Source organism: Vibrio sp. Hal054, from assembly GCF_037162405.1.
Classification (GTDB): domain Bacteria; phylum Pseudomonadota; class Gammaproteobacteria; order Enterobacterales; family Vibrionaceae; genus Vibrio; species Vibrio diazotrophicus.
Genome location: NZ_JARLUT010000001.1, coordinates 447,115 through 468,376, shown reverse-complemented (window position 1 = coordinate 468,376; position 21,262 = coordinate 447,115). Strand labels below are relative to the sequence as shown.

The following is a 21,262-nucleotide window of genomic DNA, read 5'->3' as shown; positions in this document are numbered from 1 at the left end:
ATCCTTTATTGCCCAAAAGCTTCCATTAACTTGATGATTGCCGGTCCAAGAACAACAATAAAAAATCCAGGCCAAATACAGACCAATAGAGGAAAAATCATCTTAGTGGGTATTTTAGCTGCAATCTCCTCCACTTCCTGATTTCGCTTGTCACGGTAATCTTCTGTGTAGTCACGCAATGTTTGAGATAAGCTGCCGCCGATCCTTGATGCATGAGACAGCATGCTGATTAAGCCAGCCAACTCCTCAACACCCGTTCGTTCAACAAACCCTTGAAACGCTTCTGACATATCGTAGCCCGCCTTGATTTTCAGGCAGACAGTATCTAACTCATCCGCTAAATCCATATGAGACATGCCAAGTTCTTTTGATACTCGCATCAAGCCAGCATTTAAGCCTAACCCCGATTCCGTACAAACCACTAATAGATCAAGCATATCTGGGACACCAGCACGAATGCGCGACTGACGTTTTTTAACTAAATGTCGTAAGAAAATATTAGGAATAAAGAGGCCGACTCCAACACAGATTATTAAGATGAACAGCGGATTCTGCCCACTGTCTGAAAACGTGTAGTAGAGCAATCCGGCAAAAAGCCCGATTAGCGTAGAAAGTGTTTTTGTCACATAGAAGTATGTCAGTGCCGTTTCATTGTGAAATCCCGCATGCATCAGTTGATGACGCACCGTTTCTTTTTCTTTAGCATTACTGGTAGTAAAAATCGGTGATAAAGATTCAAGCGCATTATCAATTTTGCTATTTTTCTTTGTTATCTCCGCTTCCATTGTGTAGGTTTGTAGGCGATTACGAACAGTAGACTGTTTAGAACGACCAAATACCAGTAAGAATATAGTAATGACCACCAGAATACTGGAAAACATTATCATCAGCAGAATGAGGTTTTCTTCTGTTAATTTAAAATTCTGTAGATAATTGACTAGGTCCTGCATATATCAAACCTCAAAGTTAATAATTTTTCTTATCCACAAAGAGCCAATAAATAACCCTATTCCACCATATATCAATAAGCGGTGACCCCGAGGGTCACTGTAAAGAGGGTCCAAATATCCAGGACTAATTACGCTTAACATAATAAATATAGCGAAAGGTGCTAACATTAATACCCAAGCAGACATTTTACTTTCAGCGGATAAGGTTTTTATTTTTCGCTGTAACTTGAATCTAGCACGTAATACTTTAGCGACTTTATCTAAATTTTCAGCCAGATCGCCGCCAGTCTCTTTTTGTAATAAAACTGCACTTGAAAAGGCAAACATAGATACGGTTGGATTACGCTCTACCATTTGCATCATGGCTAATCTGATATCGTAACCATAATTTAAAAGATTAAACGTATTCTTAAATTCACTGCCAACCGGCTCGGGTAATTCTTTTCCGACTTCATTAAACGAATAAGTAATAGGATGACCAGCAGATAGCATTCGCTTCATTATATCCAGAGCATCAGGAAAAAGTTCTTCAAATTTACTTAACCTTTTTGATATTTTTCCGCTAATAACAAAATACAAAATTAGCCAAACAATAAAACTAGCTGCAAAAGCTATATAAAGTTCTGCGCCTAAGAAAATAAAAAGAATCAGAACCAATACTTGACTTAAAACCGTATAGGTAACCACTTGTGTTAATGATTTTCCTATACCGGCAAGCTCTAGGTTTTTTTTCATATTGGCGAAATAACTGTAACTCACCAATTTCTGATCAATAGGAGACAAGCTCTTGATGTAATGTTCATTCAACAATGAACGACTCTGCTCATCGACCTGCGATTGACTTTCTTTCAACCGCTTACTAATGGCTTTGTGCTTTGCTTTATTGCCAGCCGCTGGCATTAGGAATGCTTGGGAAATAAGAAAAACTGCGACAAACAGTAAAGCAAAAAAATACAGTTGGTCCATTGCTCTACCCCTTATTCAAAGGTTTCATTAAAAATTTCGTAAGGTAAATGCCAACCACGTTTAGACAATGAATCATGGCACTGTGGGATGACTCCGGTCGCAGTAAAAAATCCGATGACATTGCCTTCCTCATCCATGCCTTGGCGTTGAAATTTGAAAATTTCTGACATGGTAATGATGTCACCTTCCATTCCATTGATTTCGGCAATACTGACCATTCTCCGTTTACCGTCTTCCTGACGCTCCATCTGAACAACCAAATGAATCGCAGAAGCAATTTGTGCCCGTAAGTTTTTGGTAGAGATGTTCCAGCCAGCCATAGCAAACATATTTTCCACACGGCTCAAGGCATCTCTAGGAGTATTGGCGTGAATGGTTGCAAGCGAACCATCGTGCCCCGTATTCATTGCCGCCAACATATCAACCGCTTCACTGCCCCGAACCTCACCTAATACAATTCTGTCAGGTCGCATACGTAGTGAGTTCTTAACTAAATCACGCTGGGTAATTTCACCTTTACCCTCCAAGTTTGCAGGGCGGGTTTCTAGACGAACAACATGAGGTTGCTGTAATTGAAGCTCAGCGGAGTCTTCTATGGTAATGATTCGATCGTCACTAGGAATGAAGCCTGAGAATATGTTCAAAGTGGTGGTTTTTCCTGAACCAGTACCACCAGAGATAAGAATATTGAGTTCGCCTTTAACGGCTGCTTCGACAAACTTTGCCATTTGCTCTGAAATAGAGTTAAAGGATAACAAGTTATCCATAGTGAGCTTATCGACAGCAAAACGGCGAATAGAAACTGAAGGTCCATCAAGTGCCAATGGTGGGATAATCGCGTTGACACGCGAACCATCAGCTAAGCGGGCATCGACCATAGGAGACGATTCATCGATACGACGACCAACCTGGCTAACAATTCGGTCAATGATGCTACGTAGATGTCGGTCATCGAGAAAGGTATAAGGCGTTCTTTCTAGTTTGCCTCGGCGCTCAACATAGACACTTTTTGCTCCATTAACCAGAATATCTGAAACCGATGAATCATTTAAAAGTGGCTCTAGAGGCCCCAAACCAAACACTTCATCTTCGATCTGTTTTATGACCCGTTTGCGACCCTCTGCACTCAAAGCATGACTTTGGTCTTCTGCCATTAGCTGAACCACTGCATCATGGAGATCTTTCTTAGCCCTGTCTTTTTCCAAGCTAGAAAGCAATGCCAAATCTAATGTTTCGAGTAGCCGGCGATGATAATAGTGTTTCGTTGCTTGCTCCTGTTCAAGCTGCTTACGGGTATCATCGATTTGTTTGTTTTTTGCTTCGGCTTCACGCAATTTGCGCTGAAGAGGGCTCTCATCCTGTTTAGGTGCTTCACTCTTTTCTTGATTTCCCAGTGCAGGACTAGATTTAGGCTTTACTGGTATATCAGCTTTTGGGGTGCTTTCTTCTTTTAAAAGCTCCTCTTGAAAATCAGAACTAATATTCTTACGTTTAAAAAACATACCCTCTCCCTAATCCATCAGGAAAATAGACGTCTCAGCCACCCTTTTTTCTCTTTAACTGGCGCTAATGTTTGTGATAAATCCACTACCGATTTAGTAATTGAGCTACCTTTTCTCGACTCTACAAATGGTTTCCCTAAGTTGGCACTTTCAATAGCCGCTTTAAAATCATTAGGGATAACATGTATTGGAACTCCTGAAATCGTCTGTTCGATATCTTTCAGTCGTATTTGCTGACGTTTTTCATAGCGATTAAGGATTATTTCAATTTGATCGCGCTGAATACCGTATTCAAAGGTCATTGCCTTTAGAATACGAGACATGTTTTTGACCGCGACTAAATTTTGTTGCGTGACCAAAAATGTTTTACTAGCTCGCGACAAAATAGGAGAAAACATTCGGTCGACACCACCGGAAAGATCAACAAATACATAAGGATAGTATTCCAATAACGTTGGTAATAACTTACCCATCTGCATCGCTTTATCAAAATTTTCATTATGATTTTCATGTTTAAAACTTAATACATGTAAACCAGATGGATGCTTAGAGACTAAAGCATGCAATGAAATTTCATCTAAATCTGACGCGTTCGCAATGGCGTCGTTAATGCTATAAGCTGGATTAATATTGAGATAATCCATGACAACACCAAAGTGAATATCCAAATCCAGCAATAACACTTTTTCTCTATGGTGCATGGCAACTTCAACCGCCGTATTTAAAGCTATTGTTGTCGCACCAGAGCCTCCTTTAGTATTAATAAATACAAACAGTTGCCCAAGTTTGCGTGCCGCTATTTTTTCCTCAGCAACATTTTTCAACAGAGGCATTAAATCCAAAATTGTGGCTTGATCAGATATAAAGTCTGTAGCACCTAGGCGAAGAGCTATTTTTAAAGCCCCATTATCACTCTCGTCACCAAATATAATTAATGAAGTACTAACTTCACTATCTTCAATCATTGGCCCGTCGTAATTTTGCAATTCCACTACTTTTTGTGCCCAGTTGGGACCTGTTTCTACAAAAATAAGGTCCGGTGGCGTAAAGTGTTTAAAACTGTCAGCAACAACACCATGAAGCGATATAGCTTCAAAATTTAAACTATTACACTGAGACAGCTCATTCATCATATGTAACTTGAATGCATCACTTGAATACAAAATCCATATAGACAAATTGGTCTTTATTCGAATGTTATTGCTGTCACCACGAGACAATTTAACTGCTTCTCCCATAGGGGCTCCCTTGATTATTTTTATTTGCAGTCAATATAAACTTTATCACCTGTTGATGAATCAAGTCGCCCTACCCCTAATGACTCTCTGACCAAAACTGTTTCAAATGCAGGAACCGATATGACACCATTATCTCCGAGAAAATTGAGTATTCCTGAAAATCCATAGTTGTAATCAACAACTTCCGCTTTGACATAATGAATCGGTGCATCATCGGCCAAAACATTTGGCACTGAGACTCCTTCAGCATCCAGATAATCGATCTTCAGATTTGCGTTAGTAAATCCTTTGGGCACAAATTCTGACATTGTCAAACTGCGTATTACATCACCGTCATCAACCTGACAAACTGTCGCGATACGAGCAGCTCTTCGAGTTAAGTCATTCAAAGCTTGTAAGTTAAAAGTAAAGTATCCGAGCTCCAAAATGGCGAATACAAGTAATAGCAAGGTGGAAGCGACCAATGTGAATTCCACGATGGTAATACCTTGCTGATCATGTAGTCTCCTCATGGCGCGACCCTCATTACTGCTGAAGAATGAATAGTTAAGTTATCCAGCGCATCGATAGGCAGCAGATTAAGAATAGACTGGTAGTCATAGTTCGCGCTGATCACCACGTAATTTCCCACAGGGGTCACCGAAATGTCAGCAAGTGTCAGCGAATCCAAAATCGGTGTAGGTGTTTCACCCTCAGGAAAAGACTTCTTGCCATACATCACCATGTTCTTTATATCGTTTTCATTCGCAATAGAACCTGATGTGGCTGTGCCATATATATCAACCACCGCATAACGAGCCGCATTTTGTACCGATTTGTTCAAGGTACTGTAGCGAATAAAAGCGTTACCAAATTCAATCACGACGGTAAAGATAAATAGCAAGACAGGTAACGTCACCAGAAACTCAGCGGCGGCAATACCGGATTGTTTATCGACAGAGCTACGCATTTCAGGACTCCTTATTGAAAGGATCGTCATAGAGCACAATACGATAGGTACCTAAGCTATTGCTGACGCCGTTATAAGGAACATTCGGCGTTGGGCATTTTTCCAAATACTCTCCGTAGATCTCTTGTTTATCCCCACTGTTGGTCGGCGCGCGTTGCAATAAGAAAAAACAACCCACTGATTTCACGTTGTAGTCACTAGCCCCAGTTGGGGATGGGTCACCATACGCATCGGCACTACAATCAATAATAGGCACAGCTAAACGGCGCCGGTCGTTTCCTGTATTTTGGTATTGCTCATAGTTTAAAGTAAGATCTTCTTGGCTATTGAGTGGATAATCAGCCAACACCGCTTCATATTCAGCAACCTCGGCGTCAGTAAGTTCTTTGTTATTTTTAGGGTTAATATTGTTTGCTAATGCAGTTTCTGCTTCCGCTATTTTTTCAAACACATCGGTTATCGTATTCACATCCTTGTGATCATTTTTATAGAGATCACTTAGCTCAGCTTCAGTCGTATTTGAATCGGCAGGAAAATCAGCCGCTTCAAGGTTCGATTTATCACCAAAGCGCATATTAAGACCATCCCCTACTGGCCCTACTGTATTACCTGGTTTTGACCTCACAGTATTACCAACGGAAGCACATCCTTGGAAGCTACCTGCAAGTTGCTCAGATAACTTATCGTCAGTGTCATAATTGAGTAGTTGAAAGTTACCAGCCCCCATATCAGATGTATTAGTAGCCAGTTTAAGAGCATAAACACTGTTGTAGTCAAAACCTGAGTTATCTGTGTCACTTGCGTCTATTTCACATACGGCCATTGGAACCAGATTACAGCTACCACCGCCTGCACTGGGGCCCGCAACCGCGCTGGCTGAAAGCTGTTTATTAAGACCAAATATCTGCATGACAAAACTGTTTAAAGATAAGTTGTTTACCGCAACCCTTACATAATGATCATCTCCTGCTGGATCATATCCTCCGGTCAAATCAGCTCGGTTTGCCAAGGTAATATTGACTTCAACAGGTGCGGAGACAAAATCTAACTCAGCATTTCCGTCTGCCGTCGCCATTTGTGCAAGAGCATCTTTGGCTGCGCCTGATGCGATAGCAAGAGCACTTGCTGCTGTGCCACTGGTAAAATCTGAGCGATCAAGTACCAACGCCGCAGCTAATGCTGCGGAGTCAACACTGTTTTGCAATTTAGTACGGTTCATGAGCGCATGGTTGATATCAACGGCTAACGCTGCAATCCCCATAAAGGAAAACAGTGCGATTGTTACAATCACAGCAACCAGACCTCGCTGTTTTCGCATACTGCGAACTGGGTGATGTGTTTTCATATTGGCCTCAACTTAATTAAAGCCTAACAGCACTTGGCTGCTAGAGCCGCCCTCTAGAGTTTCACCACTTTTGCCAGTATATGTACTGTAAGCGTCTTCCATCCGCTCACCATTACCAGATGGTATAACTTCTAAGTTATTGAGAGTGGCTGACGTGTCATAGGTTTGTTGCACCCTAAGCTGGGCAACGTGTGTTCCCAAACGATGTTGATTGGCACAACCAGTAAGCAAAAAGCTCAACGACACTAATATTAATGATGTGTATTTCATTTGAAGCTTCTCCTTACATATCGTGACCAAATGATCCTTCAGCACCACCTCGAGAGTTGTCCTGCAACTCGTCATATTGCTGAGGCTCGGCACGATGTACCTCATCCGGTTTAGCGATATATGCGCCTCGACCTAATAGGTAATATTTAACATCGTTTGGCTCAACGAAAGCATCAGTCGGTAATTTAATTCTAGAACGATCGATAGGTTTAGCCAGTCTCGGCGTAACCAAAATGACTAGCTCAGTTTCTCCAGAAATATATGACTGACTTCCAAATAGCTGCCCCAAAACTGGCACATCCCCTAGCCCCGGAAACTTAGAAGCTGAGTCTCGGACATTTTCACTAAGAAGACCTGCAATACCAATAGTTTGCCCGTCAGCCAACTCCAGTGTAGAAGAAGCACTTCGACGGGTAATTGGCGGAATATAGTAAGTGGCATTAGTTCCAGCCGTACTTAAAGACAAAGTTGTGGAAGTCGCTATCTCACTCACATCAACGGCCAAGTTTAAGTTAATTTTCTTATCACTGAGAATAGTCGGTATAAATTTCACTCCTACACCGTACTCTTTATATTCGATGGTAATACCTTCTTCACCAGGTACAGGAATCGGGAATTCCCCCAGCTAAAAATTCGGCTTTAGCGCCACTTAAAGCGGTTAGATTTGGCTCAGCCAAAACCTTGGCTACCCCAGTTTCTTTTGCGACATCAAGAGCTAAAGTAAACAGAGTATTCCCATCAATAAACGAAGATAGGACGCCTGTGCTTTCCGCCAGAGGCACACCGAGCACAGGGTTTACACCAAGGAAACCGCCACCAACAGAGGTACCACCAATTGAGAAGTTGCCGTTGGTCTGAAAGAAATTAAAGTTGGTACCAAAACGTCGCACTAAGCTGCGTTGCACTTCTGCTACGGTTACTTCAAGCATCACTTGCTGAGCACCACCTATAGTCATTAGGTTAACCACACCAGTGCTACCGCTTTCCTCATTACGAGTTGCAGTTTCACTATCTGCGGCCTGACCCGCAGCATAAGTTTCAGCCAAGCGTAATGCTAAGTTCATTTTTTCTAGTGAGCTTACCTGTCCACTTAAAATCAGACGATTTTGTGCACTTTGCACACTCACGGTTTCATCCGGCATTATCTCAAACAGCTTGGCCTTGAGATTGTTTACATCATGAGTCACTTCAATATTGATCGACTCAATTAACTGACCTCGACTATCCCATGCCATCAAGTTGGTCGAACCCAGTTTTTTACCGATTAAAAACAGTTCATCCGCTTTTAACATCACAATATCGAGAACATCAGGATCGCCCAAAGAAACTCGTGTCGCTTTGCCAGCAAGTTCAACAAAGGTCGATTTATGATGTGGAACATTGACCGTTTTACCGCTTTGAGTAGCCGCTATGACCCAGTGACTTAGTGCAAAACACAGTGTAAGTGCCGTTATTATTTTTTTCATCACTCACCTCACTCCCTGACCCGAACACTTGATGAATTCGTTCCTTTAATGATTGTCACTCGTGGAGCAACATACGGTTGAACAACTTTCGGTTCTATTGCTTGTGGATTACGCAGAGCCAATTGTATAGCCCCTTTGGTATTCGCACTCAGTAATTTTTCTGCTTCTTTAGGCGTTACTTCAAGAGTTACAGCACGAACAATAATCGGTTTGTTTTCTTTGGTTCTGGCCGTCTGGTCTACCGCCAACACTTTGATATCTTTCAAAACGGTGGTTGTAGATGCTGAGTTTTGTCCGTATTTCACAGTGCTAAGAATATCAACCCGATTTCCCGGAAGAAGAAATCCTGCTACACCGATAACATCATTGACTCGAATCGTCACAGCTCGTTTATCTTCAGGAATGAGTGTTGCGAGCGTTGCGCCTTGCCCTGGAGCATTCACATGTTGAGCAATAATAATTTCATCTGGGTATAAGTTGTCTGCGGCAACCATACCAACCAACTCCGCAACATCAGAAAACTGATTTTCCGAACGCCACGCTTTTTCCAGTAATTTGGTGGTAAAGTGTTGCTCGTCAAGAATAGTGCCTGCAGGCACTTCAATGGCGGCCACCACAACGGGTTCTCGCTCAACAACTTCAACTTCAGTTTGAGGCTGTGATTGCCTATCCATCCATTGCTTAGCAAAAAATACTGCACCCAAACCGAAGATAATTGAAAGTAAAAATAACAGGATTATTTGATTGCGACTCATCGAGCGCCTCCTCCTTTACCATCAGCAGTGAAGTAAACCTCCCAAGCTCGTTTCAATATTTCAGGAGTAATCACAGAGGTGGCTTCTTCAAATGCAATGATGTCTCGACTGATTCCTATAATGTCTTTCGGTAGACAAGGATAAAAACCCACACTATGTATTCTGTGCAGATCATACAAACTATCAAAAGATGCTGGTTGAACAGTTAGTGCTCTACTAATCGCCATGTTTTCCCACAGAGCGTGATACTCAGAACGCTCAAGCGGATGAAATTGTATTTTGTATCCCAATCGACGTAAAAAAGCAGGATCACTGATTTTTTCAGGATCTAGGTTAGTAGAGAACGCTAGAGTAAGAATGAATGGGATGGTGATTTGCTGTCCGTTAGGCAAGGACAAGTGGTCAAAAAAATACTCCATTGGCACAATCCAACGGTTCAGTATGGTATCCACAGGCATAGGTTGACGCCCTAAATCATCGATAACCAATATTCCATTGTTCGCCATCATCTGAAGAGGTGCCATCCAAACCCGATTGTGCTCTGAATGATTGACTTCCAGCATACCCATGGTCAGTTCTCCACCGACTTGAATGCTAGGGCGTTCACACAGCACCCATCGACCATCATACTGGTCTTTGTAAGTCAGGCTTACCAACTGTGAATCTTTACTCACTACTGGTTTATGGTGCTGCTGAGATAAAACTTTGATGATATTTCCCGCCGCATAAACCGCATAAGGAATATAGACCGAGGTATTTAGCGAATTTAGTAGCCGAGTAGCGACATAGGTTTTACCAGTACCTGCATCACCGTACAATAATAATGCACGGCCAGAATTGATAGCAGGGCCTAAAACCGAGATCATCCTTTCAGCGCCAAACACATCACTCATTGCCCTAGTTACATCTGGACGAGTGACCAATTTAGCACGTACATCCTGAGCCTTAACCATTGCAGTGTAGTCTTGTAAGGAAACCGGAGCCGGCCCCAAATAGGCATCACGCGCAAAAGCGTTGTCCGCTTCCTGCATTCCAGTTTCAGATAGACCATAGCGAACATGACCAGAAGATTGGGCAAGATAAGAATTGGATTCAGCTTGATATACTTCAACCAATGATTTTTTGCGTAAGACGGCAATCAACTCTTCGATCATATGGCTGCTGATTGCCATCAAGCGAGTGAGCTGCAAAATGTCAGATTTAGGGTAAGCCGCTAGCTGTTTAAGTAGTAAATTCTCAAGAACAGCTTGAGGAATATGAAGCTCATCAAAAGTAGTAGGAACTTTAGGCGCGGCAGCCTGAGGAGTTAAAACTCCTTTTTCACTTGGCTTGATCTTTACAACTTCATTGACCTCTGATTCCATTTGAGACTCCCTTGTCTCTATAAAAGATAGGCTTTATGAAAAATGAGAGAAATAACTGTTTATAGCTAAAGCAACAATCATTACCGGAGCTAGAGGCATATAAGTGGCATTGGTTTGCATCGGCTTCATACTTTTAAAACTAACACTCACTAAAACGGCTTGATATCCTAAGTACCCGTATTGCACATCAGTTGTTAAACGTTTAATCAATTGGAACATCACACCTATAAACAAACAACTAAAAGCAAATGCCCAACTGTAGCTAGCCAACTCCTCCCAACCCAATATATATCCAATCACAGCAGCTAATTTGACATCGCCTGCAGCAACACCACCAACTAAGTAAAGCAACAACATCAATATAAATAATAGGGCAAAGCCGTATAACCGCTCGCTGATATCGATAGGGGAACCTAACGAAACGACAATAGCCACACTTAATAGCAATAAAACCCAAAAATTCGGAATGCGATGTTCACGGGCATCATAAACACCAATAATAAAAAGAATTACCCAAGTAAATATAGACGGATAAAGCACAATCCAGTTCACCAGTTCATTCCCAATTCAAAGCATTACGAAGAAACAAAAAGCGGTTATCAATAACAGGACCCAATACTGCGAATCCCGCGACTAATACTGCGATTAACAACGAACCAGCAACAATGTACTCAACCGCACTTAACCCTGATTCGCTTTGCCATAAAGATAGTATCTTTTTCATTACGTAGCCTAGCGCTTTCTAATAAAGTTAGAGGAAGCACTTACAAAAGTACTTCCACTTATCAGTTTAAATACATTAACAATCAGAGTTATGAATATGTAACTGCTAATCTGCAGTTGCATCAGTTAATCCACCTGTATTTAAGTCAGCATTTAATCCATCTAAAGCTTCGTCTAGTCTTCCTCCCAATGAAGTAAAACCAACAACTAAAACACCCACAACAAGTGCACCAGCAACAACATATTCAACAGCACTAAGACCGTCTTCGTCTTGCCAAAAGGCTTTGGCTTGTTCAATAAACTTATTCATTAGAGGCCTCCTTAATAAATGGCTCATTTCTAATGTAGAGAGTTCTTAAGTTTGCGGTTAGGACTTTTTTGTTCTCTTTTGGCACTTTTTTATACTTAAAATCGGTCATCATAGGAAAAACAGCTCAACCTTTAGGATGGATTTGTACTAACTACAAAGTGTTAAATTCATAGCAAAGCCTTTATAAAACAAGTTTCAAATAAGTTGAGACAAACAGTTAGAGCTGAGCATATTACCTAGATTACAAGCCACACTATTTATACTTGTACTTTCTGATTCTTGAAATTATTGAAAAAAATTACATCAACAATATGAAGCAATATCACTATTAATACTTACATCAACACGCCATTTCTCTAGGTAAAACCTACAACTTTTAGATGACAACTTGCACTTTCCAGTCACAACTCTACGCTTACATTACCATGACAACAAAATGACAATGCTGACATTATTCTGACAAAAAGAAGCTAAGAACCTAGTTGATTATCTACGGAAGGATAAAAACTCACTTATGGCAACAAAACATGTCGCTCACTGGCTTGGAAGCCCTGTGAATCAATTGCCCCTGAGAGCGCAACACGCATGTAACTCTTTTTTTACCGTGATTGAACACGGTAACGATGTCTCTGTTTTAAGTGAACCCAACATCCACTATGCAGTGTTTTTTCTGCACAGAGATAAATGCCAAGAGTTATTGCTCACGGCGCTAAGGATTTGTGCGAATCTCAACAAGTATTTGGTCGTTATTCATGAAGGGAACTTTCTAAACTCAATTAATAGAAACGAAGCGATTTTTGGCATTATTGATATATCAAAAGAAGATCCTCATATCGCAGCGAGTTTGATCAGTGAAAAGCTAAATCTCAGTTTTTCTTCTGGCCGAAGATCCTTGGATCCAAGGTTACAACATACTCCGCCACATCCTCATACAATGAGTAAGGAGATGTTAGACATATTGCGACATATTGATCTCAACCTTACTCAAGAAATTAGGGAAGAAGATGTCGCAAGCTATTGTCACTACTCAATCTCCTATTTTTCCAAGCTGTTCAAAAGAATGGTGGGGGTAAGCTTCAGAGATTACATTTGTAGCAAGAGAATCACACTTGCAAAGCGACTTCTACTCGAAGAGCCAAATGCGAAAATCGCCTTTGTTGCCTATCAGTGCGGGTATCATGATGTATCGTATTTTTCCCGTATTTTTAAGAAGAAAACAGGTATCAGTCCGGGAGTGTTTAGGCAAATCAACGCTCCTTAAATTTACAAATTTTCACGTTTTGATCTTTTTCGAACCAACAAACCCGTGCTAATGTTAAGTTGAATTAACATTTTTATAACAATAATAAGCTGTTGTATGGAGTTCGAACATGATTCTGCCAAATGAGTCACATCAACCTTACTGCTCTCTCCCACCACCAAACGAAATGATTTTGAAATGGGCCGAAGAGCGACCTAATGACATTTATCTGAAACAGATAATCAACCGAAAATTCGTCGAATTTACTTATGCAGATGTTGCAGACAAGGCTTTGCGCTTGGTTTCAGCATTGCGAGCCCTAGGAGCCAAGCCCGGCGATAAAGTCGCGCTTGTTTCTAAAAACTGTGCGGAGTGGTTTATTTGCGATTTGGCGATGATGCTCGGTGACTATATCAGCGTTCCCATTTTTCCAACCGCAGGTTCTGACACAATCGAATACTGCCTGAATCATAGCGGCAGCCAACACATAATCATCGGTAAGCTGGATGATAATGAAGCGGTTATTGAAGCTATGAAGGCAACGCCGAACATCGTCAGTATCGCTTTACCTTACAGTTCTGCTCCAAAATGCCAATACGAGTATCAAGAGCTAATTAAACAGTACCCACCAAGCACAGAAAGAGCTCAGCATCACGATGATAAGCTGATGTCATTGGTCTATACATCAGGAACATCAGGTCAGCCTAAAGGCGCTATGCTCACCTACGGAGCTTTTACTTGGTCTGTCCAGCAATTAATAGATCTGATACAGATCGAAGACAACGATCGTTTGTTCTCTTATCTACCGTTAGCACACATCACCGAACGTGTGTACATTTTCGGAACCTCTATACAGGGTGGGGTCCAAACGGCCTTTCCTGAATCACTTGATACGTTTATTGAAGACGTCAGAATGCACCGTCCAACCTTCTTTATTTCGGTGCCACGTTTATGGACACTGTTCCAGCAAAGAATTCTAGATAAACTTCCTCAGCGAAAGCTCAACTTATTGCTGAAAATTCCGTTTGTAAACTCAATAGTCAAACGCAAGATAGCCGATGGTTTAGGGTTAGACAATGCAAGGATATTAGGCTGTGGTTCTGCACCTGTATCTCCTTCTTTGCTTAGTTGGTATCACCAAGTGGGATTAAACATAACCGAAGCATGGGGAATGACAGAATCATTTGCCTACAGCACTATCAACTACCCTTTCCGCGCAGATAAAATTGGTACCGTCGGTAATGCAGGGCCTGGAGTAAAAATAAAAATAGCTCAAGATGGTGAAATTCTTGTTCTCAGCAAAGGGCTTTTCTCTGGTTACTACAAAAATGATATTGCAACTAAAGAGTCATTTGATAATGAAGGATGGCTACACACGGGTGATATCGGCTCGATAGATAATGAAGGTTATCTGAGTATTCAAGGACGTAAGAAAGACACCTTCAAAACAGCAAAAGGCAAATTCGTTGCACCCGTACCGATTGAAAAGAAACTGTTTGAATATTCGCGTGTAGAAATGATGTGCATGATTGGTTTAGGCTTACCAGCGCCAATACTATTGGTGGTTCCTCACGCATTTCCAAATTTTGACCGTTCGCGTTACGAAAGGACGACCGAGAAAATCATTAAACGCATTAATTCTGAGGTAGAGACTCACGAACAAATTAAAGGTGTTTTGATGATCAAAGAACCATGGTCAATAGCCAATGGTATTCTCACGCCGACGTTAAAAATTAAGCGCCATGTTTTAGAGAAAAAGTATCATGAAATTGGACAAAACTGGCCTAAAGATCAATTGATCGTCTGGGAAAAGTAAGTCAATTAACCCACAGCTAACATCCTCTCTCCCAGTGAATGAGTCGTCTTTATCTGGGAGAGAGCATCGTACTCCACCTAAGATAAATTGTTCTCCGTCATTTGATTTAAACTTGTGTTGGAATAACCAATAAAACAAAAGCCCCATTCGCTTTCACGAATAGGGCTTAAAATACTTATTTAACTAATGACTAGTTAATTAGGCATTATTTCTTAGCGTTACGCTCTTTAACTTCAGCGATAACTTTTTCTGCTACGTTAGCAGGACATGGTGCGTAGTGTGCGAACTCCATAGAGAACTGACCACGACCAGAAGTCATTGTACGTAGTGTACCGATGTAGCCGAACATTTCAGATAGTGGAACGTCTGCTTTGATACGTACGCCAGTAGCGCCAGCTTGTTGGTCTTTGATCATACCACGACGACGGTTAAGGTCACCGATTACGTCACCAACGTGATCTTCTGGAGTGAACACGTCAACTTTCATGATTGGCTCAAGAAGTTGCGCGCCAGCTTTTGGCATAGATTGACGGAATGCGCCTTTCGCTGCGATTTCAAATGCGATAGCAGATGAGTCAACTGCGTGGAAGCCACCGTCGAACAGTTCAACTTCAACGTCTAGCGTAGGGAAGCCAGCAAGAACACCGTGATCCATCATGCTTTCGAAGCCTTTTTCTACTGCAGGCCAGAATTCTTTAGGTACGTTACCACCAACAACTGTTGATTTGAACGTGAAGCCAGAGTTTGGCTCACCTGGTTTGATGCGGTAGTCGATCTTACCGAACTGACCTGAACCACCAGACTGTTTCTTGTGCGTGTAGCTATCTTCAACCGCTTTAGTGATTGTTTCACGGTAAGCAACTTGAGGAGCACCAACAGTCAGTTCAACACCGTAAGTACGCTTAAGGATGTCTACTTTGATGTCTAGGTGTAGTTCGCCCATACCTTTAAGGATGGTTTCACCTGAGTCTTCGTCAGTTTCAACTTGGAAAGATGGATCTTCTGCAACCATTTTACCGATCGCGATACCCATTTTCTCAGTAGAACCTTTATCTTTAGGTGCTACAGCGATTGAGATTACTGGTACAGGGAAAATCATTGGCTCTAGAGTACATTCGTGCTTAGGATCACATAGAGTGTGACCAGTTTGAACGTTCTTCATACCTACGATAGCGATGATGTCACCCGCTTGAGCTTCAGTGATCTCTGTACGATCGTTCGCTTGCATCTCAACCATACGGCCGATACGCTCAGTTTTACCAGTTGCAGAGTTAAGAATGGTGTCACCCTTCTTAATGCGACCTGAGTAAATACGTACGAATGTTAGAGCACCGAAACGGTCATCCATGATCTTAAACGCAAGAGCTTTAAGTGGAAGTTCAGCGTCAACGATCGCTTTCTCACCAGTTGGTTCACCAGTTTCTGGGTTAGTTAGATCTTGTGGCTCAACTTCTGTTGGCGCTGGTAGGTAATCTACTACTGCGTCAAGAACAAGTTGCATACCTTTGTTTTTGAATGCAGAACCACAGAATGTTGGGAAGAACGCTAGGTCACGAGTACCTTTACGGATACAACGCTTAATGTCTTCGATAGAAGGTTCTTCGCCTTCCATGTAAGCCATCATTAGCTCGTCATCTTGCTCAACAGCAGTTTCGATCAACATTTCACGGTATGTTTCTACATCATCAACCATGTCTGCTGGAACTTCTTTGACTTCGTAGTTCTCTGGTAAACCAGAATCATCCCACACATATGCTTGGCGGTTTAGGATGTCAACAACACCAACGAAATCGTCTTCACGACCGATTGGTAGAGTCATAACTAGTGGGTTTGCACCTAGTACTTTTTTAACTTGCTCAACAACGTTAAGGAAGTCTGCACCCATACGGTCTAGTTTGTTTACGAAAATGATACGTGATACTTCAGATTCGTTAGCGTAACGCCAGTTAGTTTCTGACTGAGGTTCAACACCGCCAGAACCACAGAATACACCGATACCGCCATCTAGAACTTTAAGTGAACGGTATACTTCAACTGTAAAGTCAACGTGTCCAGGAGTATCGATAACGTTTAGACGGTGATTTTTCCATTCACACGTTACAGCTGCTGACTGGATAGTAATACCGCGCTCAGCTTCTTGCTCCATGAAGTCTGTAGTAGATTCACCATCGTGAACCTCACCAGTTTTATGGATTTTACCAGTAAGCTTAAGAATACGCTCAGTGGTAGTGGTTTTACCCGCGTCAACGTGCGCGAAAATACCAATGTTTCTGTATTTCGATAAATCTGCCATTGTCTTACTCTGTTAATAGGATATAAAATGCGCGCAGAGTATATCACAATCTGTCAAGACTGATACCCCCGCAAACCGCTGCCCTTAAAAAATATTTAACTACAGCTAATGATCGTGAAATATAGGCGATTCCATCCCAAGACGCGAGCTAAATCAAAAATATTTTCTCGACTTTCATCTTTGGGAATAACACACCTAAAGTTCATCAAATGCTTCAATTGCCTCTGAAAGCTTCTTAACGCCATGTATCTGCATTCCTGCAATACCACCTTTAGGCATATTTGCAGCAGGAACAATGGCCCTTTTAAAGCCGTGTTTGAACGCTTCATTCAAACGTTCTTGCCCGCTTGGTACCGGGCGAATTTCTCCGGCCAGCCCCACTTCACCGAAAATAACAACGTCTTTCGGTAGCGGTTTGTCACGAAAACTGGATAGAAGAGCCATCAATAATGCCAAGTCAGCGCTGGTTTCCGTTACTTTCACGCCACCTACTACATTGACAAACACATCTTGGTCAGCCATTTGCAGCCCACCGTGCTTGTGCAACACTGCAAGCAATAGTGACAAACGGTTCTGCTCCAGCCCAACTGCAACTCGCCTTGGATTCGCCAACTGCGAATAATCCACCAGCGCCTGTATTTCAACAAGCAATGGACGTGTACCTTCCCATACAACCATCACTGAACTGCCTGAAGTCTCTTCTTCTCCACGAGAAAGGAAAATGGCAGATGGGTTACTTACTTCGCGCAGCCCTTGGCCTGTCATAGCAAATACGCCAAGCTCATTGACAGCACCAAAGCGGTTTTTATGACTGCGTAAAGTTCGGAATCGTGTATCTGAACCACCATCAAGCAATACTGAACAGTCAATAATGTGTTCCAGTACTTTCGGACCAGCTAAAGATCCATCTTTTGTAACGTGACCAACAATAAATACCGCGACATTGTTTTGTTTTGCATAGCGAGTCAACGTTGTTGCTGATTCTCGGACCTGAGCCACCGTTCCGGGAGATGACTGAACATCAGCAACATGCATCACCTGAATCGAGTCAATCACCATAATTCTTGGCTGCTCTTTTTCAGCGACCTGACAAATTTTATCAACGTTGGTTTCAGAGAGCATTTTCAGATGCTCTTTAGGCAACCCCAGTCGAGATGCACGCATTGCGACCTGTTGAAGTGATTCTTCGCCAGTGACATAAAGCGTAGGCATTTGAGGTGAGAGCAAACACATGGTTTGTAACAAAAGTGTAGATTTACCAGCACCAGGGTTACCACCGATTAAAATTGCAGCGCCAGGCACCACACCACCACCAAGTACACGGTCCAGTTCTTTAAAGCCACTACTAAAACGAGGAACTTCCTGTAGATTGATTTCTGAAAGTGTTTGAACCTGTGATTCTGTAGCACTTCCCGCATAACCACTGAGTCGCTCATTACGCGCAACCTGTGGTGAAGCAGCCAGCCTTACTTCAGATATGGTATTCCATGCGCCACAAGCGTTACACTGACCTTGCCAACGGGGAAAATCTGCGCCGCAATCGTTACATACGTAAGCGCGTTTTGCTTTTACCATGCTTCCTCAAATTCATCTAAGTTGTGACATAGAGACTTTAATAATATGTTGAATCAATGCAACATATTGCTAAAGAAATCATTATCAATGCCGATTTTATTAAGTGGACATTACTCTAACAGAAAACTATGCAGCAATCTGAAATTCTCTCCCTCGCTGAACGGCTAATTCCCGCTTATAAATCAGCCGACTTTGAGCAACTCCTGAATAAATTCACAGGGGGACAGCCGCCGTCTGTCAAACTTCTGGTGAAGATGGAATTGAATCGAGTCATGGCTCCATGCTCCAAAAGCATTGATTTACGCGGGCGAGTTCAAGGTGAATGCAGAGAATATGAGTTAGACGGCAAAAAACATTGGCTGGATGATGTCGCATTTAATACCTATCACAAGAGTGTTAAGAAGTTTGGCGGTTACACCGAAGGGGTTTGGGAGAATTTAATTAATACTCGCAACAACTTTCGCGTTATGAATCAGCAAGGCACATTGAACAAAGGTAAGAGTGTCACTGTAGATGGTAGCTTTGAAGTTGAACCGATTAAATTGGGTTATGACCTTAAACGCTTAGAAAATCGCTTAAAGATTAATACTCAGGTCAAAATCCATCTGCCAAGTAATGAGCAAGTGGTTCACGGTTTGAGTGTCGATTTATCAGCATCTGGCGCCAAATTCAAAGTTCCTTCAGCATTCAACTACAAACTTGGCGATACCATTTGGGTTCAATTCACCGAACTCACGAAAAGCAGCAAGCTGGAAGAGCTAAACAAACCGATTGAATATCGTATTCTTGGTGTTGATGAATCTTACGATAATGACGCGATAAAGTATTTGCGTGCTTTGAAACTGTCAGAGAGCCTAATTATTGAAAAGGTGATTGAAGAATCGCTAAAAAATAACAGCCAGAAAGCCCGTCACGACAACCAAGATAAAATTATCCGCGCTCGGACTCGTGGTTACGAACACAGCTATTTAAAACATACCTGTAACTTGCCTGTATTTTTCAGTGGCAGCGAACTGAAATTGGCACTGCTCACCGAACACAATCATCAGCTTTGGCAATACTGGCACGACGAGCGAAACCAACAATCTTTAAGTAGTCTGTTCAATCAGACTCGTATGGACATGCTCACCAAACCAGGTGTAAGCGGCAGTAATAATGTCCTTTATGCTTTTAAACACGAGCATCAAGATAAGACGTTCTTCTTTTCGATGATGATGCCCGAAGCCACCAGCGACCAACGTAAACTGTTCTGGCATGTCGGCGCACGTAAAGAGAGTTGGAAAGCTTTCCGTTTATCGGTATTTGAGCTTTCTCAGGCGGAGAGAGAAGAACTGGCTAATCATTCCAGTGAACTTGCGAACCAGTCGCAAAAACTCACTCACTGCGGTGTATTACAAGAAATCAGTGATTTCAGCTCGGCGAAGGACTATTTACTAGTCGACAAACCTCAGTTGCCAACCAGTGATCTCAACCCATTTCGTCATCCCCGTAAGGTTATTGGCTCTCCTACAGGTATCTATTTTGACGCCCGCTCACGCCGTAAAGAGCCTCGCTACACACTGAAAACCCCTGTGAATGTCATTTTCAATGACCAAGTTCTTGGAGAAGGTGCTACTGTCGATCTTTCCAAACGCGGACTGAATGTGATTGTGAATACCCCTTTACAATTGAAAGCGGGGGACATGATCCACATCGATTATCTCGAGTTGAAGCTGTACGACAAAAATTTACCTCTCAATAATGTTCCGTATCGGGTAATTAGAATAAGTCCTGAAGGACAGCGGCTGCATCTTGTGATCGATGAAAATGCGCAAACGATGAAAACCATCGCTTTTTTCAATAGCATCATCGAAAGCAATCAAGACAAGTTAAAAGCAAAAGAAGAAGTTCTGCCTAGCCCACAGTTACTTGAAGGCTTACACAATATTTTGTTGGATAAGATTGTTAGCGCACCTATTTTTGTCGAGAAGAGCGGTCCTAGCCTGAAGCCTAGAGTGATTGGTGTAAATTACCCTCTTCCACCTCACTTGGCTTTGCTGGCCAAATTGGGGCAAGAAGGTCAGATATCTCTTGAGCCAATCTTTAAAGGTCACACCAACACCTTACTGGCGACACCAATGAAGCGAATTGATGGTGCTGAAGCTCAACACAATGAAGTCTATATTGCTGCAATCAAATTTGGCTCACGCATCCAGTCTGTTGAGACTCGATTGTTATCAGATTTTGCCAATACAAAAGAACGCATTAAGTTCATTCAAAAAGCACAATTGATGGGCGAGATTTTCATTCTAAGACTTTGCGGGGCTCCAGTGTTTGATCCATTCACAGTACTGTTGAGACGAGATATTGATGAGCTGGCACAAATCAGCCTCCATCAAGCCAAAAACTTAGAGAAAGAAATCGGTGCAATTGTTGGATATGGTGAGATTATCGATATTACTGAAGAAGTTCTTATCCGGTTGGAATTAACGAGCTAAAGCTTTTCTTGTTACGCAAATAA

At 42.1% G+C, this 21,262-nt stretch carries 18 protein-coding genes and 1 pseudogene; 3 read left to right on the top strand and 16 right to left on the bottom strand.

Translation table 11 applies throughout. The annotated features are described in order from the left end of the window. Window positions 1–5 precede the first annotated feature (5 nt). The 14 genes and pseudogenes from P4S58_RS02150 to P4S58_RS02085 form a co-directional block, all read right to left on the bottom strand. Window positions 6–950, bottom strand: a complete 945-nt coding sequence (locus P4S58_RS02150; protein WP_102969182.1) for a type II secretion system F family protein — start codon at window positions 948–950, stop codon at window positions 6–8. Window positions 951–953: 3 nt separating this feature from the next. Next, window positions 954–1,916, bottom strand: coding sequence for a type II secretion system F family protein (locus P4S58_RS02145; RefSeq protein WP_112403405.1), 963 nt, complete (start codon window positions 1,914–1,916; stop codon window positions 954–956). A gap of 11 nt (window positions 1,917–1,927) precedes the next feature. Then, on the bottom strand, window positions 1,928–3,418 hold the full coding sequence (locus P4S58_RS02140) for a CpaF family protein (protein ID WP_102966238.1): 1,491 nt from the start codon (window positions 3,416–3,418) through the stop codon (window positions 1,928–1,930). A 17-nt stretch (window positions 3,419–3,435) separates the two neighbouring features. Beyond that, on the bottom strand, window positions 3,436–4,656 hold the full coding sequence (locus P4S58_RS02135; protein ID WP_180980314.1) for an AAA family ATPase: 1,221 nt from the start codon (window positions 4,654–4,656) through the stop codon (window positions 3,436–3,438). A gap of 20 nt (window positions 4,657–4,676) precedes the next feature. Continuing rightward, window positions 4,677–5,168: a TadE/TadG family type IV pilus assembly protein gene (locus tag P4S58_RS02130; protein WP_102968109.1), complete on the bottom strand. Its 492-nt coding sequence runs from the start codon at window positions 5,166–5,168 to the stop codon at window positions 4,677–4,679. Next, window positions 5,165–5,605, bottom strand: coding sequence for a TadE/TadG family type IV pilus assembly protein (locus tag P4S58_RS02125; protein WP_102968108.1), 441 nt, complete (start codon window positions 5,603–5,605; stop codon window positions 5,165–5,167). Before P4S58_RS02125 ends, P4S58_RS02130 begins: the two co-directional genes overlap by 4 nt. Before the next feature lies 1 nt (window position 5,606). Then, complete coding sequence (locus tag P4S58_RS02120) at window positions 5,607–6,950, bottom strand: pilus assembly protein TadG-related protein (RefSeq protein WP_102968107.1); 1,344 nt, start codon at window positions 6,948–6,950, stop codon at window positions 5,607–5,609. Between the two features lie 12 nt (window positions 6,951–6,962). Then, complete coding sequence (locus P4S58_RS02115) at window positions 6,963–7,220, bottom strand: hypothetical protein (RefSeq protein WP_102968106.1); 258 nt, start codon at window positions 7,218–7,220, stop codon at window positions 6,963–6,965. Window positions 7,221–7,233: 13 nt separating this feature from the next. Further along, window positions 7,234–8,686: pseudogene (locus P4S58_RS02110) on the bottom strand (type II and III secretion system protein family protein). An 8-nt stretch (window positions 8,687–8,694) separates the two neighbouring features. After that, the gene (gene cpaB, locus P4S58_RS02105) at window positions 8,695–9,441 is read right to left on the bottom strand and encodes a Flp pilus assembly protein CpaB (RefSeq protein ID WP_102954134.1); all 747 of its coding nucleotides are present in this window, start codon (window positions 9,439–9,441) and stop codon (window positions 8,695–8,697) included. Continuing rightward, entirely contained in the window at window positions 9,438–10,805 is a 1,368-nt protein-coding gene (locus P4S58_RS02100) for an ATP-binding protein (protein WP_102968104.1), read from the bottom strand. Before P4S58_RS02100 ends, cpaB begins: the two co-directional genes overlap by 4 nt. Window positions 10,806–10,838: 33 nt before the next feature. Beyond that, complete coding sequence (locus P4S58_RS02095) at window positions 10,839–11,357, bottom strand: prepilin peptidase (RefSeq protein ID WP_180980410.1); 519 nt, start codon at window positions 11,355–11,357, stop codon at window positions 10,839–10,841. Between the two features lie 4 nt (window positions 11,358–11,361). After that, on the bottom strand, window positions 11,362–11,529 hold the full coding sequence (locus P4S58_RS02090; RefSeq protein WP_102966231.1) for a Flp family type IVb pilin: 168 nt from the start codon (window positions 11,527–11,529) through the stop codon (window positions 11,362–11,364). 105 nt (window positions 11,530–11,634) lie between these two features. Next, window positions 11,635–11,838, bottom strand: coding sequence for a Flp family type IVb pilin (locus tag P4S58_RS02085; protein ID WP_237292414.1), 204 nt, complete (start codon window positions 11,836–11,838; stop codon window positions 11,635–11,637). Window positions 11,839–12,352: 514 nt separating this feature from the next. Between P4S58_RS02085 and P4S58_RS02080 the strand changes: the two genes are divergently transcribed. Together P4S58_RS02080 and P4S58_RS02075 are read left to right on the top strand one after the other, a co-directional pair. Next, window positions 12,353–13,099 (top strand): helix-turn-helix transcriptional regulator, encoded by a 747-nt coding sequence (locus P4S58_RS02080; RefSeq protein WP_102963256.1) that lies wholly within the window; start codon window positions 12,353–12,355, stop codon window positions 13,097–13,099. Between the two features lie 109 nt (window positions 13,100–13,208). Next, complete coding sequence (locus tag P4S58_RS02075; protein ID WP_102968099.1) at window positions 13,209–14,894, top strand: AMP-binding protein; 1,686 nt, start codon at window positions 13,209–13,211, stop codon at window positions 14,892–14,894. Between the two features lie 205 nt (window positions 14,895–15,099). Here P4S58_RS02075 and fusA read toward each other — a convergent pair whose 3' ends face one another. Further along, window positions 15,100–17,187, bottom strand: coding sequence for an elongation factor G (gene fusA / locus P4S58_RS02070; protein ID WP_102963254.1), 2,088 nt, complete (start codon window positions 17,185–17,187; stop codon window positions 15,100–15,102). A gap of 195 nt (window positions 17,188–17,382) precedes the next feature. Beyond that, window positions 17,383–18,762: a DNA repair protein RadA gene (gene radA / locus P4S58_RS02065; RefSeq protein WP_042484372.1), complete on the bottom strand. Its 1,380-nt coding sequence runs from the start codon at window positions 18,760–18,762 to the stop codon at window positions 17,383–17,385. Between the two features lie 128 nt (window positions 18,763–18,890). On the opposite strand from radA, the gene P4S58_RS02060 reads away from it, so the two are divergent. Further along, window positions 18,891–21,239 (top strand): PilZ domain-containing protein, encoded by a 2,349-nt coding sequence (locus P4S58_RS02060; protein WP_102968098.1) that lies wholly within the window; start codon window positions 18,891–18,893, stop codon window positions 21,237–21,239. The last annotated feature ends 23 nt before the right edge of the window (window positions 21,240–21,262 follow it).

What these genes read in the sequence shown, in the direction of transcription:
- P4S58_RS02150 (WP_102969182.1), bottom strand. Translation starts at nt 950, where the DNA reads ATGCAGGACCTAGTCAATTATCTACAGAATTTTAAATTAACAGAAGAA.
- P4S58_RS02145 (WP_112403405.1), bottom strand. Translation starts at nt 1,916, where the DNA reads ATGGACCAACTGTATTTTTTTGCTTTACTGTTTGTCGCAGTTTTTCTT.
- P4S58_RS02140 (WP_102966238.1), bottom strand. Translation starts at nt 3,418, where the DNA reads ATGTTTTTTAAACGTAAGAATATTAGTTCTGATTTTCAAGAGGAGCTT.
- P4S58_RS02135 (WP_180980314.1), bottom strand. Translation starts at nt 4,656, where the DNA reads ATGGGAGAAGCAGTTAAATTGTCTCGTGGTGACAGCAATAACATTCGA.
- P4S58_RS02130 (WP_102968109.1), bottom strand. Translation starts at nt 5,168, where the DNA reads ATGAGGAGACTACATGATCAGCAAGGTATTACCATCGTGGAATTCACA.
- P4S58_RS02125 (WP_102968108.1), bottom strand. Translation starts at nt 5,605, where the DNA reads ATGCGTAGCTCTGTCGATAAACAATCCGGTATTGCCGCCGCTGAGTTT.
- P4S58_RS02120 (WP_102968107.1), bottom strand. Translation starts at nt 6,950, where the DNA reads ATGAAAACACATCACCCAGTTCGCAGTATGCGAAAACAGCGAGGTCTG.
- P4S58_RS02115 (WP_102968106.1), bottom strand. Translation starts at nt 7,220, where the DNA reads ATGAAATACACATCATTAATATTAGTGTCGTTGAGCTTTTTGCTTACT.
- cpaB (WP_102954134.1), bottom strand. Translation starts at nt 9,441, where the DNA reads ATGAGTCGCAATCAAATAATCCTGTTATTTTTACTTTCAATTATCTTC.
- P4S58_RS02100 (WP_102968104.1), bottom strand. Translation starts at nt 10,805, where the DNA reads ATGGAATCAGAGGTCAATGAAGTTGTAAAGATCAAGCCAAGTGAAAAA.
- P4S58_RS02090 (WP_102966231.1), bottom strand. Translation starts at nt 11,529, where the DNA reads ATGAAAAAGATACTATCTTTATGGCAAAGCGAATCAGGGTTAAGTGCG.
- P4S58_RS02085 (WP_237292414.1), bottom strand. Translation starts at nt 11,838, where the DNA reads ATGAATAAGTTTATTGAACAAGCCAAAGCCTTTTGGCAAGACGAAGAC.
- P4S58_RS02080 (WP_102963256.1), top strand. Translation starts at nt 12,353, where the DNA reads ATGGCAACAAAACATGTCGCTCACTGGCTTGGAAGCCCTGTGAATCAA.
- P4S58_RS02075 (WP_102968099.1), top strand. Translation starts at nt 13,209, where the DNA reads ATGATTCTGCCAAATGAGTCACATCAACCTTACTGCTCTCTCCCACCA.
- fusA (WP_102963254.1), bottom strand. Translation starts at nt 17,187, where the DNA reads ATGGCAGATTTATCGAAATACAGAAACATTGGTATTTTCGCGCACGTT.
- radA (WP_042484372.1), bottom strand. Translation starts at nt 18,762, where the DNA reads ATGGTAAAAGCAAAACGCGCTTACGTATGTAACGATTGCGGCGCAGAT.
- P4S58_RS02060 (WP_102968098.1), top strand. Translation starts at nt 18,891, where the DNA reads ATGCAGCAATCTGAAATTCTCTCCCTCGCTGAACGGCTAATTCCCGCT.